Source organism: Phenylobacterium composti DSM 19425, from assembly GCF_059568645.1.
The window spans coordinates 161981-175213 of record NZ_JCANTT010000016.1 but is presented as its reverse complement, the minus strand read 5'-3'; the positions used below and the strand labels follow the sequence as shown (position 1 = coordinate 175213).

General features: G+C 69.5%; 12 protein-coding genes. 7 read left to right on the top strand and 5 right to left on the bottom strand.

Annotated features, from left to right (window positions below):
* Positions 1-7 precede the first annotated feature (7 nt).
* Both BO64_RS12485 and BO64_RS12480 read left to right on the top strand, forming a co-directional pair.
* Positions 8-1378, top strand: a complete 1371-nt coding sequence (locus tag BO64_RS12485; protein ID WP_496403634.1) for an L-serine ammonia-lyase — start codon at positions 8-10, stop codon at positions 1376-1378.
* A gap of 73 nt (positions 1379-1451) precedes the next feature.
* Complete coding sequence (locus tag BO64_RS12480) at positions 1452-1868, top strand: YciI family protein (protein ID WP_496403633.1); 417 nt, start codon at positions 1452-1454, stop codon at positions 1866-1868.
* Here BO64_RS12480 and pgsA read toward each other — a convergent pair.
* Both pgsA and uvrC read right to left on the bottom strand, forming a co-directional pair.
* On the bottom strand, positions 1865-2488 hold the full coding sequence (gene pgsA, locus BO64_RS12475) for a CDP-diacylglycerol--glycerol-3-phosphate 3-phosphatidyltransferase (protein WP_496403632.1): 624 nt from the start codon (positions 2486-2488) through the stop codon (positions 1865-1867). The genes BO64_RS12480 and pgsA overlap by 4 nt on opposite strands.
* Positions 2489-2544: 56 nt before the next feature.
* On the bottom strand, positions 2545-4404 hold the full coding sequence (gene uvrC / locus BO64_RS12470) for an excinuclease ABC subunit UvrC (RefSeq protein ID WP_496403631.1): 1860 nt from the start codon (positions 4402-4404) through the stop codon (positions 2545-2547).
* Positions 4405-4497: 93 nt separating this feature from the next.
* On the opposite strand from uvrC, the gene BO64_RS12465 reads away from it, so the two are divergent.
* A complete protein-coding gene (locus tag BO64_RS12465; RefSeq protein WP_496403630.1) occupies positions 4498-5979 on the top strand; it encodes a sensor histidine kinase in 1482 nt (493 codons plus the stop codon).
* Here BO64_RS12465 and BO64_RS12460 read toward each other — a convergent pair.
* A complete protein-coding gene (locus tag BO64_RS12460; RefSeq protein WP_496403629.1) occupies positions 5976-7763 on the bottom strand; it encodes a long-chain-acyl-CoA synthetase in 1788 nt (595 codons plus the stop codon). The two genes, BO64_RS12465 and BO64_RS12460, sit on opposite strands and share 4 nt — an antisense overlap.
* 384 nt (positions 7764-8147) lie before the next feature.
* Between BO64_RS12460 and BO64_RS12455 the strand changes: the two genes are divergently transcribed.
* Complete coding sequence (locus BO64_RS12455; protein ID WP_496403628.1) at positions 8148-8405, top strand: hypothetical protein; 258 nt, start codon at positions 8148-8150, stop codon at positions 8403-8405.
* Positions 8406-8497: 92 nt separating this feature from the next.
* Here the strand turns inward: BO64_RS12455 and BO64_RS12450 are convergent, their stop codons facing one another.
* A complete protein-coding gene (locus BO64_RS12450; protein ID WP_496403627.1) occupies positions 8498-8869 on the bottom strand; it encodes a GreA/GreB family elongation factor in 372 nt (123 codons plus the stop codon).
* 491 nt (positions 8870-9360) lie between these two features.
* On the opposite strand from BO64_RS12450, the gene BO64_RS12445 reads away from it, so the two are divergent.
* The 3 genes from BO64_RS12445 (at position 9361) to BO64_RS12435 (ending at position 12129) form a co-directional block, all read left to right on the top strand.
* Positions 9361-9582, top strand: coding sequence for a hypothetical protein (locus BO64_RS12445; protein WP_496403626.1), 222 nt, complete (start codon positions 9361-9363; stop codon positions 9580-9582).
* An 86-nt stretch (positions 9583-9668) separates the two neighbouring features.
* Positions 9669-10409, top strand: a complete 741-nt coding sequence (locus BO64_RS12440) for a hypothetical protein (RefSeq protein ID WP_496403625.1) — start codon at positions 9669-9671, stop codon at positions 10407-10409.
* A 103-nt stretch (positions 10410-10512) separates the two neighbouring features.
* Positions 10513-12129, top strand: coding sequence for an FAD-dependent oxidoreductase (locus tag BO64_RS12435; RefSeq protein ID WP_496403624.1), 1617 nt, complete (start codon positions 10513-10515; stop codon positions 12127-12129).
* Here BO64_RS12435 and BO64_RS12430 read toward each other — a convergent pair.
* Positions 12126-13181 (bottom strand): acyltransferase family protein, encoded by a 1056-nt coding sequence (locus BO64_RS12430; RefSeq protein ID WP_496403623.1) that lies wholly within the window; start codon positions 13179-13181, stop codon positions 12126-12128. The genes BO64_RS12435 and BO64_RS12430 overlap by 4 nt on opposite strands.
* Positions 13182-13233 lie beyond the last annotated feature (52 nt).

Below are 13233 nucleotides of genomic sequence, written 5' to 3'. Positions count from 1 at the left end.
TGTCCTGGTGAACGTCAGCGTCTTCGACCTCTTCAAGCTCGGCGTCGGGCCGTCCAGCTCCCACACCATGGGGCCGATGACGGCCGCCGGCCGCTTTCTCGCCCAGCTCGGGGATGAGCTCGGCCGCACGGCCCGCGTCGAGGTCGCCCTCTACGCCTCACTGGCCCTCACCGGGCGCGGCCACGCCACGGACCGGGCGGTGATCCTGGGCCTTGCGGGGTTCGAACCGCGCACGCTCGATCCCGACGCCGCCGACCTCGCCCTTGCGACCATCCGCGAGCGCGGGCGTTTGCCGCTCGCCGGACGTCAGGAGATCGCCTTCGACGAGGCCCGGGACATCGTCTGGGAGGGCCGCACGCGCCTGCCGCAGCACCCGAACGCCCTGAAGTTCGCCGCCTTCGATGCATCCGGCGGCGTCCTCGCCCAGCGCACCTACTTCTCCGTCGGCGGCGGCTTCGTCCGGGATGAGGACGAGCTGGGCCAGAACGCCGCCCCGGATCGGGCGCTGCCCGCGCCCTACCCGTTCGCCTCCGGGGCCGAACTCCTGGAGATGGCCGAGACCGCAGGCCTCTCCATCGCCGACCTGATGCTGGCCAACGAGACCGTGCGCCGGTCGCAGGAGGAGGTGGAGGCGGGAATCGATGAGATCGTCCAGGCCATGTACGCCTGTATCGACCGGGGCATGCGCACCGAGGGCGTCCTGCCTGGAGGGCTCAACGTCCAGCGCCGGGCCCGGCAGGTCTGGCGCGCCCTGGTGGAGGACGCCGATCGGCGCATCGCCGATCCCCTGGCCGCCCTCGACTGGGTGAACCTCTGGGCCCTGGCCGTGAACGAGGAGAACGCCGCCGGTGGACGGGTGGTGACCGCTCCCACCAACGGCGCCGCCGGCCTGCTGCCGGCCGTCCTGCGCTACTACGACCGCTTTCACCAGGGCACGCCCAAGGGCCGGCGCGTCTTTCTGCTGACCGCCGCGGCCATCGGGGCGCTCTACAAGACCCGCGCCTCGATCTCCGGCGCCGAGGTGGGCTGTCAGGGCGAGGTGGGAGTCGCCTGTTCCATGGCGGCGGCAGGCCTCGCCGCCGCCCTCGGGGCCACCAACGCCCAGGTGGAGAACGCGGCCGAGATCGCCATGGAGCACAACCTCGGCCTGACCTGTGATCCCATCGGCGGCCTGGTGCAGATCCCCTGCATCGAGCGCAACGCCATGGGGGCGGTGAAGGCCATCGACGCCGCGCGCCTGGCCCTGCTGGGCGATGGGCAGCACAGCGTCAGCCTCGACAAGGTCATCGCCACCATGAAGCGCACGGGCGAAGACATGAGCGCCATCTACAAGGAGACCTCCCTCGGCGGCCTCGCCGTCAATCTCACCGAGTGCTGACCGTTGTCGGGACGGGCGCGCCGCCGGCGTCCTTGGGGCCTACGGTCGTAAGGACCCGAGAGGAGAGCCCGCAATGCGCGTCATGGTGATCGTGAAGGCCAATCCGCAGACCGAGGCCGGCGAGCTGCCGACCCGTGAAATGCTGGAGGCCATGGACCGCTACAACGATGAACTGATCGCCGCCGGGGTGATGGTCGACGGGGCGGGCCTGAAGCCCACGAGGGAAGCGGTGCGCGTCCGCTTCGGCGGCCCCGAGCCAGTGGTGCTCGACGGCCCGTTCGCCGAGACCAAGGAGCTGATCTCCGGCTACTGGATCTGGCAGGTCGCCGACATGGCCGAGGCCATCGCCTGGCTGAAGAAGGCGCCGTTCGAGGACGGCGAGCTGGACATCCGTCCCTTCGTCGAACCCGAGGACTTCGCGGGCTTGGCGAGCGAGGAGCTGATCCAGAAGGAGATCGGCTGGCGCGAGGCCCAGCTGAAGAAGGCCTAGGCGGTCAGGGCCTTCCGAGTCTGCTCCCAGTACTGGACGCCGGTGACCAGGGTGATCACCGCCGCCAGCCAGAAGAGGCCGTGGGCGGCGGCGGCGAACCCGCCCCGCAGCGCGGTATCGTCCGGCAGGCTGAAGGCGCCCCAGGCCAGCACCACGAGCTCCATGGCCAGGGCCACGAGCTGCAGCGTCGTCTTCCACTTCGCAAGCAGGGTGACCGGCAGCTTCACGCCCTTGCCGGCGCCCACCTCGCGCAGGGCGCTGACGGTGAACTCGCGGAACAGGATCAGGCCGGCCGGCAGTGCGACCCAGGCCTTCTGATCCCCCGCCGCCAGCACGCCCAGCACAGCCCCGCAGACCAGCACCTTGTCGCCGATGGGGTCGAGGATCGCGCCCCAGACGCTGGTGGCGTCCAGCTTGCGCGCCAGCCAGCCGTCGAAGAAGTCGGTGATGGCGGCCACCACGAAGGCGATCACCGCCCAGCGCTGCAGGGCGAACTGCTGCATCACGTCCAGGCGTTCCGAGACGTAGGGGATGCCGCCCACCGCCGCCGCCAGAGCCACGAACATGAAGAGCGCCATCACCAGGCGCAGCGACGTGAGGATGTTCGGCAGGGCTTTCATGATTTGCGTCGAGCGTCCGGCTTGGGGGTTCGTTCCCGCCAGCTTAGCCCTATTCCCTAGGCCTTGTGGAAGTGGTCGTAGATGCGCTGGGCGAGCGCCTCGCTCACGCCCTCCACCTTCGCCAAGTCCGCCACCGACGCGCGGCTGACGCCCCGGGCCGAACCGAAGGTGTGCAGCAGCGCCCGCTTGCGGCTGGGCCCGACGCCCTCGATCTCGTCCAGCGGGTTCTTCTTCATGTCCATCGCCCGGCGGGTGCGATGGCTGCCGATGGCGAACCGGTGCGCCTCGTCGCGCAGACGCTGCAGGTAGTAGAGGACCGGGCTCTTGGGCTCGAGCATGAAGTACGGCTTGCCGGGGATGTAGAACCGCTCCAGCCCGGCGTCGCGGTCCGGCCCCTTGGCCACCCCCACCACCGGGATGTCCTCGACCCCGAGGTCGGCCATGATCTCCATCACCGCGGCCACCTGGCCCTGGCCGCCGTCGATGAGGACGAGGTCCGGCCGCACGACCTCGGCGCCTTCCTCTTCCTCCTTCACCAGACGACCGAAGCGCCGGCGCAGAACCTCCTTCATCATCCCGAAGTCGTCGCCGGGGGTCAGGTCCGAACCCTTGATGTTGAACTTGCGGTACTGGCTCTTCTGGAAGCCTTCGGGCCCGGCCACGATCATGGCGCCGACGGCGTTCGTGCCCATGATGTGGCTGTTGTCATAGACCTCGATCCGCTCGGGGCGCGTCTCCAGCCCGAACGCCTCGCAGACCCCGTCCAGCAGCTTCGACTGGGCCGAGCTCTCGGCCATCTTGCGGCCCAGGGCTTCCCGGGCGTTGGTCAGGGCGTGCTCCACCAGCTGGCGCTTCTCGCCGCGCCGGGGCTGGCTGATCTCCACCTTGCGGTCGGCCTTCTGGCTCAGCGCCTCGGCGAGCAGCTCGCACTCGGAAGGCAGCAGGTTCACCAGGATCAGCTTGGGGATCGGCTTGTCGTCATAGAACTGGCCGAGGAAGGCGCTCATCACCTCGGCGTCGCCGTCCGACTTGTCCACCCGCGGGAAGTAGGCCCGGTTGCCCCAGTTCTGGCCGGCCCGGAAGAAGAACACCTGGACGCAGGCCTGGCCGCCCTCGGCATGCAGGGCGAACACGTCGGCCTCGTTCACTGTCTCGGGATTGATCTGCTGTTCCTGGGCCACGGAGGCCAGGGCGCGGATGCGGTCGCGCAGGCGGGCGGCGCGTTCGAACTCCAGGTCCTCGGCCGCGGCCTGCATCTCCTGGGCCATGCGCTCCATCACCGCCCGGCTCTTGCCGCGCAGGAAGGCGCCCGCCTCCTCCACCAGGCTGTTGTAGTCCTCCAGGCTGATCAACCCCGTGCAGGGCGCCGAGCAGCGCCGGATCTGGTGCAGCATGCACGGCCGGGTGCGGCTCTCGTACACGCTGTCGGAGCACGACCGGAGGAGGAACGCCTTCTGCAGGGTGTTCAGGGTGCGGTTCACCGCCCAGGCGCTGGCGAAGGGGCCGAAATAGTCGCCCTTGATCGAATGGGCGCCGCGGTGCTTGCGCAGCTGCGGCGCCTCGTGGTCTCGCCGGATGACGATCTCGGGGAAGCTCTTGTCGTCCCGCAGCAGGACGTTGAAGCGCGGCTTCAGCTGCTTGATCAGGTTGATCTCGAGCAGCAGGGCGTCCGTCTCGGTCCGGGTGGTGACGAACTCCATCGACCGGGTCAGGTCGACCATGCGGGCGATGCGCTGGGTGTGGAAGCGCCCCTGGGCGTACTGCAGAACCCGCTTCTTCAGGGAGCGGGCCTTGCCCACATAGAGGACCTCGCCGTCCTCGCCGATCATGCGATAGACGCCGGGGCGGTCAGGCAGCCGCTTGACCTCGTCCTTGATGAGCGCGGCGCCCTTGAGCGTCGCTTCGTTGTCCAGCATGGGTCCAGATATAGGCCGGTTTGCGCGCCCTGGCAGTGCGGCGAAGGAACAAGCTTCGCCGCTTGGCGTTCGGAACGCGTTTGGGTGGTGATGATGCGCGCAGCCAATGACGCCGCCGGCAGCGGCCCCGACTTTCGCGCGCTCTTCGACCGCCTGCCCAGCCCCTACATGGTCCTGGACCGGACCTTCCGGTACGTCGAGGCCAACGCCGCCTATTGCCGCACGCTTGAACGCGCCCGCGACGAGCTGATCGGCGTGAACGTCTTCGAGGCCTTCCCCGGGCATGCCGACAGCGCCCAGCGGCTCCAGGCCTCCTTCGAGCGCGTACTACAGACGGGGCAGTCCGACTCCCTGCCGCTGATCCCCTATCCCATCGAGCGCCCGCCCAGCCGCGGCGGCGGGGTCGACATGCGATACTGGTCGGCCATCCACATTCCGCTCTTCGACGCGGACGGACAGGTCGCCTACATCGTCCAGAATACGGTGGACGTCACCGAGCTCCAGCGCCTGAAGGATATGGCCTATGGGCCCGGGGGCGATGTCCTGCCGGTCCCGGGCGAGGCCGACCTCCTGCAGCGCACCCGCGAGGTCGAGGCGCTCAACGCCTCCCTGATCGAGGAGTCCCAGGGGCTGCGGGACCTCTTCATGCAGGCCCCCGGCTTCATGGCCGTGCTCACCGGCGAGCGCCTGACCTTCGCCCTGGTCAACCACGCCTATCAGCAGCTCATCGGCCACCGCCAGGTGATCGGTCGGACCATCGAGGAAGCCCTGCCCGAGGTCCACGCTCAGGGCTTCGTCGAACTGCTGAACATGGTGGTCCGGCGTCGCGAGCCCTATGTGGGCAAGGCGGTGAGCGTCCGGCTTCAGCGCGCACCGGGCGCGCCGCTCGAGGAGCGGTTCGTCGACTTCGTGTTCCAGCCGATGACGGCCCCCGGCGAGGAGGTCTGGGGCGTGTTCGTGGAGGGCAGCGACGTCACCGACCGGGTCCTCGCCGAGCGGCAGCAGAAGCTCCTGGTGGATGAGCTGAACCACCGGGTCAAGAACACCCTGGCCACCGTCCAGGCCATCGCCGCCCAGACGCTGCGGACCACAAGCGACATCGAGACCTTCCGGGAAGCCTTCGAGTCCCGGCTGATGGCGCTGTCGGCCACCCACGACCTGCTTACCGCCACCAGCTGGCGCAGCGCCCGCCTGCGCGACGTGCTGGGCGTGGAGTTCCGGCCCTACGGCGCCGACCGCTATCACATGGCGGGGCCCGACGTGGCCCTGGCTCCCGCGGAGGCCCTGGCCCTCGGCCTGCTCTTCCACGAACTGGCCACCAACGCCGCCAAGTACGGCGCGCTGAGCTGCGCGGCCGGGCGGGTCGACATTTCCTGGCAGGCGGAAGGCGGCGTGCTGGACCTCGTCTGGCGCGAGAGCGGCGGCCCCGTCGTGACACCGCCGACGCGCCGCGGCTTCGGTTCGCGGCTCATCGAACGCAGCCTGCAGGGCGCCCTGCGCGGCAAGGCCAGCCTGGAGTTCGCCCCGGAGGGCCTGGTCTGCCGGATCCTCCTGCCGCTGGGCGGCGCCGGCTAGACCTTCACCTCGCCGGCCGCCAGCTTCTCGAACACCGACTTGGTGATCTTCACATAGCCCTTCTTGGGGTCATGGAAGAACAGCGGCCCCTTGACCTTGGCGGGGTCATAGCCGTCCGCGACCAGATCCACCTTGCGGATCTTGAAGGTGCCGGTGGTGTCGATGGCCGGCAGGATGCGGACGAACAGCGGCTGAGCGTAGGGCGGCAGTTCGCGGGCCACATGCTCGCCGAACTGGACGATGTCGAAATCCGGATCGACCACCAGCGCCGCCATGCCGGCGCGCCCGTCGGCGCCCTCGACCGTCACGCCGTAGACCGTGGCCTGGGCCACCCCGGGCGCGGCCTGCAGCCGCTCGGCGACTTCGTTCGTGGAGACGTTCTCGCCCTTCCAGCGGAAGGTGTCGCCCACCCGATCCACAAAATAGAGATAGCCGTCGGCGTCCATCCGCATCAGGTCGCCAGTGGCGAACCAGGCGTCGCCTCGGGTGAACACGTCGCGCAGGACCTTCTTCTCGGAGGCCTGGCGGTCGAGATAGCCGGTGTATTCGGCGCGGGCGTCGCCGCCGATCTTGCCGATGCACTCGCCGATCTGGCCGACACCCGCCTCGATGCAGAAGCCGCTCGGCCCGCGGACCACGGTCTCCTGATCCACGTCGAACTGGACGAGGCGGATGTTGAAGCGCTTGCGCAGCCACTTCGGCACCCGGCCGACGGCCCCCTCGCGGCCGTCGAAGTTGAACAGGCTGACGTTGCCTTCGGTGGAGCCGTAGAACTCCAGGATGTCCGGGATGCGGAAGCGCTGCTTCATCACCGGCCAGATGTCGGGCCGCAGCCCGTTGCCGAAGGCCAGGCGGATCTTGTGGGCGGTCTCCTCGGGAACCTCCTCGTGGTTCACCAGGTATCGGCACAGCTCGCCGATGTAGACGAACATGGTGCAGCCCTCGGCCACCACCTCGGGCCAGAAATGGCTGGCTGAAAACTTGCGGCGCAGCACGATCGAGCCGCCGTTGAGCAGGGCGGCGCCGACGGCGCAGAGGCCGCCGGTGGCGTGGTAGAGCGGCAGGGTGATGTAGATCCGGTCCGTGGCCTTGGCGCCGGTCGAGCCTGCGAAGCCGCGCATGTAGAGCTGGGCCCGCATGTGGGTGACGCGCGCGGCCTTGGGCATGCCGGTGGTGCCCGAGGTGAAGATCAGCAGCGCGGTGTCCCCCGCGCGCATGTCCTCGCGCACAGACCGGTCGGGCGGCAGCTGGCTGCAGCTCTTCAGCGCCTGGACGAGGTCGCGCTGGCCGCCGTGGGCCGGCCCCAGGATCCATTGCTGCAGCGGCCGCTCAAGCAGGTCCTTGGCCTGCTCGAACACCGGTGAGGTTTCGGGATCGACGATGATGTGGTGGGCGCCCGAGATGTTCAGGCAGTGGGCCAGCGGCAGCCCCGCGAGCTGGTTGTTGATCAGGGCGGTGACGACGCCGACCTTCGAAAGGCCGTACCAGATGGCGAAGTATTCGAGCCGGTTGGGCATGAACAGGGCCACCACGGCTCCGCGCCGCAGGTTCAGGCCCTTGGCCCAGTGGGCGTAACGGTTGGCCATGGCGTCAAGCTCGCCATAGGTCACTGTCCGCCCTTCGAAGGTGATGGCCCGCCGCTCGCGATGGGCGTCCATCGCCGCCTGAATGTCGTCGCAGACGAGGTTGTCGCTCTCCTTGGAGATCGACTTCACGCGCTTCAGCGTCCGGTTCAGGCCCCGCAGGAAACGCAACTCTCGCTGGAGCCTAGCCTTCAGGCGCATTCATTCCTCCGACATATGAGGCCAGCTTGAGGAGCCCCGCGCAGGGCGGTCAAGCGATGCCTTCGATCCGGCCGCCCCGATCCGACGCATCGCTCAAGCCTGCGACGCACCGCAACAGCAGGCCCGGCGCGAAACCCAGCCCTTGGCCGCAATGTGGCCGATCCCAAGCTTGGCGCAAGCCTAAAACGGTTAACGGCCCCACCAATCCAGAGACAACTCTTGCCATTCAAAAGGAAACCTACAAAATACACTCCACACACATTGCAGTGTTATCTTATTCAATTCTGAATACGCATCTTCAAATACGAATATTTTGACCCGCCGCCGAGGAACCCCCGGCAGAACGTATCGTTTGACCTCGCGACACTTTCTGGAGGGATCCGAATGCCCATCGACAAGATCGACCGCCCGGCCGAACCCTCGCCACCGGCGGAAAACCCCGCCGCCGATCGGCCGGCTGACGCCGACCGCCGCCAGCTGATCGCGGACCGCGGCTCGACTGACGCCATGCCCGAGCCCGAGCCCGGCTTCGCCTCGACAGTCACGGCCACAGATCTCATGACCGGGCGCATCGACAAGATCGCCCCCGCCCCCGAAGCGCCCCGAGCGGCCCCGCAGACTGAAACGCCGCCCGGCGAGTGACCCCAGGCGGGTCGAAGATCCACCCGCAAGACACGGCGAAGGCGGCGCTCCCAGGCGGGCGCCGCCTTCGCGCGTCAGGCTCCGCTCGCCGATCAGCCGGCGCTCACCGCCTCGATCGTGATGAGCCGCGGCCGGCCGTCAGGCCCCGTCCAGCCGAAGGTGTCGCCGGCGCAGAGGCCGATGAGCGCGGCCCCGACGGGCGAGAGCACGGACAGCCGCCCTTCGTCGATGTCCGCAGCGTCGGGCGGCGTCACCTGGACCTTTCGCAGGCGGTCGGTGAGCAGGTCGCGATATTCGACCCAGGATCCAAGGCGGACGAAAGCCGGAGTCCGTTGCCCCTCGCGGACCACGATGGCGCGCTCCAGTTCGCGCGCCAGCAGTTCGGCGCCGGGCCCGTCCTGGGCGGCGAGATTCAGCAGCCGGTCGTAGTCGGCCTCAGCCACGCGCACGGTCGGCTGGCGCACAGCCGCCTTGCGGGCAGGCCGCAAGGTTTCAGTAGATGTAGACAAGGTTCCACCTTCGTCCAGGCGCAACCGCCGGACTGATGTCTAGAGGACAGAAAGAAAAAGAGAGTCGATCCCCGAACCCCGGCCTTGCGGCCGACTTGGGCTCGGGGCTAGCGGCCTGCGATGAAGCGGCCGGCCCGGCAGATGCGGGACATGATCATGGCGGACTTACACATGATCGGATCAAGATGGGCAGGCTGGTGGGCAAAGTCAAACCGGCGCTCCGATACGCAGAGCGCCGGCGACTGTGAGCCCGACGCTCTTGGGGTCGAGCGTAGGGCGGGTCGTTTCGACGCCGCACCCTCGCACAACTTCCGGATGATGGACCCTGCGACCTACCGCCACACGGGCCCCGCCCCATCGTGCGCGGACGGGTCGCATCGCATCGTTCGGCGTCTTCTGGCATCCGGGGACGATCTTCAACCTCGGCTCCACACGGGTGAGTTCGCATGCCGGAACAGACGACCAAGCAGTTCTTCGCCGAATGGGCTACGGCGGGTCTGGTGCTGCTTTCCGGCGCGACGGCGGGTCATTTCGCAGCCATCGGCATGAACGCGGTCCAGTGGGCCGGCGCGGCGGCGGCGGTGATCGGTTCGGTGAGCGTGGCTGTGGCCGTGCGCGTCTGGCCGGCGCCGCAAAAGGCCGAAGCCAAGGCAAAGAGCCGCGACTGAGACGCTGCGGCCCCAATCAACTGGACACGGTGAAGGCGGCGACGCATTCAGGCAGGGCCTGACGGCGACGCCAGAGGAGCCCGCCCGTGCAAGCTGCGAACGACGGCCATACGCCGCGCCTCGACATCTCCGAGGCTGACCTCAGCGCCTACGCCGAGGGCCGGCTTAGCCGCGCGCGGCGGCGCGAGGTGGAAGGCTTCCTCGCCTGCAATCCCGATCTTGCGGCCCGGATGATGGCCGGCCTGCACATGCGCGGCGGCGATGTTCCCGAGAGGCGCCCTGCGCGCAGTTCCGGCTGGCGCGTGGGCCTGGCCGCCCTGGGCGTGGCCGGCTGCCTGGCGTCCGGCATGCTCGGCTGGACCGTCGCCGGCGAACGCGAGCTGGACGGCTGGCGCGAGGTCGATGGCGATGCGCCGCCCGGCTATGTGGAAGACGCCGCCGAATCCCGCCTGGCCATGGGCGTGCGCAGCCGGATGGCCTCGCAACGGGGAACGGCCACCTTCGACGCGGCCGAGGTCGCCCGGGTCCTGAACATGAAACCCCCGCGCCTGCCCGCCGACTGGCGGGTGCTGGACGCCCAGGTCTTTCCCACCGACGAGGGCCCGGGCCTGAACCTGCTGGTGGAGACGCCAAAGCAGGAACGCCTCATCCTCTTCGCCGTCAGGGCGCGCACCCTGGCCGGCGGGCGGCCCGAAATCGCCGTACGCGGCCGGGAAGCGGCGGTGTTCTGGGAACGCGGCCGGTCGGCCTATGTGCTGAGCGGCGATCTCGCCCACCATGAGCTCATGGCCAGGGCCGAGACGCTTCGGGCGGCCGAGGCGCTCTGATCGCCCGGAAGGCGCAGCCGCAAGGCCACATCCACAAGATAACGTCCGGTGAAATTGCCGGACGCCATTGGATCGGCGGCCGCTACGTCCTAGCTCTCCGCCCATGCATCGCGACCTGAACGACGCCGACGACCTGCGCCACCTGGACGCCGAGGTGTGCATCGTCGGCTGCGGCGCCGCCGGCATCACCACGGCCCGCCGCCTGCTGGAGCTTGGCCACTCGGTCCTGCTGCTGGAAAGCGGCGGCCTGGACTACGAGCGGTCCACCGCCGCCCTCAACGCCGGCGAGAACATCGGCGAGACCTACTACGACCTGGAGGACGCGCGGCTGCGCTTCTTCGGCGGCACCACCGCCATCTGGGGCGGCCGCATCGCCGAGTTCGACCCCATCGACCTGGAGCGCCGGGACTGGGTGCCGCACTCGGGCTGGCCGATCTCCTGGGATGAGCTTGCCCGCTACTACGGTCCGGCCAGGCGCGTGTTCGACGAGCCGGAAACGGCCCCGACGGTGGACGACCTGCGCGCGGCCGGCGCCCCTGCGCCCGATTTCGACGCCCGGCGGCTGGAGATCGGAGTGTGGAGCTTCGACCGGCGGTTCAACCGCTTCGTCTTCGAGGCCTGCGAAGACCTGGTGCGCCATCCCCGGTGCAAGATCATCACCCACGCCACGGTGACGGAGATAAAGCTCGACGCGTCGGGGCGGCATGTGACCGGCCTGGAGGCCCGCTCCCTGCGGCAGGGCGCCCTGAGCATCCGGGCGCGGGCCGTGGTGCTGGCCGCGGGCGGGCTGGAGAACCCCCGCCTGATGCTGGCCTCCGACAGCGTGGCGCGACACGGGATCGGCAACGACTACGACCAGGTCGGCCGCTACTTCATGGAACATCCCCACGCCCGCGGCGGACGGATCGTCGGCGGCAGCGCCTGGCGGCTGCTCAAGGCCTTCGGCCGCACCCACCGGCTGGGCGCCCGGGAGCTGGCCGGGCTCATCAAGCCCAGCCGCGAGACCCAGGCCGAACGCGGCCTCCTGAACACCTCCCTGACCATCGCCGCCCGCCAGGCGCCGGGCGCCGCCACCAACTGGGGCATGGCCGCCTATTCGCACCTGAAGCACGAGCTCGACCCGACCCGGGGCGGGCGGGCGCTATGGATGCTGACCAAGCAGGCGGTGAAGTGGGCGCAGCGGCGCACCGATCCCCTGCGCCCCTGGCTGCTCTACCGGCTGGGGCTGCGGGATCTGGCGCTGTCGATCCGCGCCGAACAGGCCCCGAACCCGCTGAGCCGCGTCCGGCTGACCACCCAGCGCGATCCCCTGGGCGTGCCGCGTCTCGCCCTCGACTGGCGGACAACGGCCCTCGACGTCCAGAGCGTGGCCGGGCTGGTGGATGTGCTTGACGGCGAACTGACGCGCCTTGGCCTCGGCCGGGTGGAGCCGGCGGACTGGCTGGCCGATCCCGAGGGCGGCTGGCGCACCGATCCGCTGATCGGCGCCCACCACATCGGCGGCTACCACCACATGGGCACGACCCGGATGTCGGATGATCCGCGCCACGGCGTCACCGACGCGACCGGGCGGGTGCACGGGGTCGAGAACCTCTTCATCGCCGGCAGCTCGGTGTTCCCGACCTCGGGCTGGGCCAACCCGACCCTGACCATCGTGGCCCTGGCCCTGCGCACCTCCGAATTCGTGGCGCAGTCGGCGGTGAAGGCGAAGGCGGCCTAGCCGCCCGCCGCGCCGTTGGCGGCGGCGGCCCGCGAGGCGCCCGGCAGCCGCAGGCGCAGCAGCGCCTTCAGCATCGGCCGCTCCACCCAGCGGTGGATGGCCCCGCCCGCCAGGACGGACAGGCCGACGCCGAGCCCCATCAGGACCAGGAACTGCGGCCAGCCCTCCAAGGGCAGGTCGCGGCCTCCCCACATGACGACGGCCAGGACGAGGGTGTGGAACAGATAGATGGCGTAGCTGGCGTCGCCCAGGGTCTCGAGAGTCTTCGGTCGATGCGCCCGCAGGAGCGGTTCAAAGGCTAGGCTCCCCGCCACCAGCGCGGCGCTGGAGGCCACGACCCACACCTTGGGCAGGTCGATCAGCGGCGTGGCGTGCGCCAAAAGGCCCAGGACGCCGAGGACCGCCAGTGGCCAGGCCCGGGCGAAGCTGACCCGGGCATGGGCCCAGGCGATCAGCACGCCGGAGAGGAAGGCCAGGAGAATGGGGCCGGTGAAGGCCCGGAGCACCGTGACGTCGGGCTTCAGGATGAAGCCCGACGCCACCAGACCGACGATGACCGCCGTCACCACCGGCACGACCCGGCGCACCGCAAGCCCCACGGCGAAGAGCACATAGAAGGCCATCTCGAAGGTCAGGGTCCAGCCGGGCACAAGCACCGGCCAGACGGTGTTGGGATGCGACGGGCTCTGGTGCGGGATCAGCCCCAGCGACAGCCACAGGTGCCCGGCGTCAGGCGTCGGCAGGCCGCGCAGCAGCAGCCAGATCAGCCAGGTGAGGGTGGCGATCCAGTAGAGCGGCGCGATGCGAATGACCCGGCGGCGCATGAACTCCGCCGGCGCCTGCTCGCGGGCGGTCGCATACATGATGAAGCCGCTGATCACGAAGAACACATCGACGCCGGTGGTGAGGTTCCACCCCACCATGGGATCGAACATCCAGGCCTTCGGATTGCGGGCGTGGTGGATCAGCACCATCAGGCAGGCCACGGCCCTCAGGACCTGGATCGACACCAGGACGCCGGGACGCGGCGGGGCTTCTGACGCGGGCTGCATCGGGGCCAATTAGCGCTTGTTCCCTCTCACAGAAAGCGGCGCCGCGTCGCAG

What these genes read in the sequence shown, in the direction of transcription:
- BO64_RS12445 (WP_496403626.1), top strand. Translation starts at nt 9,361, where the DNA reads ATGCCGGAACAGACGACCAAGCAGTTCTTCGCCGAATGGGCTACGGCG.
- BO64_RS12460 (WP_496403629.1), bottom strand. Translation starts at nt 7,763, where the DNA reads ATGCGCCTGAAGGCTAGGCTCCAGCGAGAGTTGCGTTTCCTGCGGGGC.
- uvrC (WP_496403631.1), bottom strand. Translation starts at nt 4,404, where the DNA reads ATGCTGGACAACGAAGCGACGCTCAAGGGCGCCGCGCTCATCAAGGAC.
- BO64_RS12435 (WP_496403624.1), top strand. Translation starts at nt 10,513, where the DNA reads ATGCATCGCGACCTGAACGACGCCGACGACCTGCGCCACCTGGACGCC.
- BO64_RS12480 (WP_496403633.1), top strand. Translation starts at nt 1,452, where the DNA reads ATGCGCGTCATGGTGATCGTGAAGGCCAATCCGCAGACCGAGGCCGGC.
- BO64_RS12430 (WP_496403623.1), bottom strand. Translation starts at nt 13,181, where the DNA reads ATGCAGCCCGCGTCAGAAGCCCCGCCGCGTCCCGGCGTCCTGGTGTCG.
- BO64_RS12465 (WP_496403630.1), top strand. Translation starts at nt 4,498, where the DNA reads ATGCGCGCAGCCAATGACGCCGCCGGCAGCGGCCCCGACTTTCGCGCG.
- BO64_RS12455 (WP_496403628.1), top strand. Translation starts at nt 8,148, where the DNA reads ATGCCCATCGACAAGATCGACCGCCCGGCCGAACCCTCGCCACCGGCG.
- pgsA (WP_496403632.1), bottom strand. Translation starts at nt 2,488, where the DNA reads ATGAAAGCCCTGCCGAACATCCTCACGTCGCTGCGCCTGGTGATGGCG.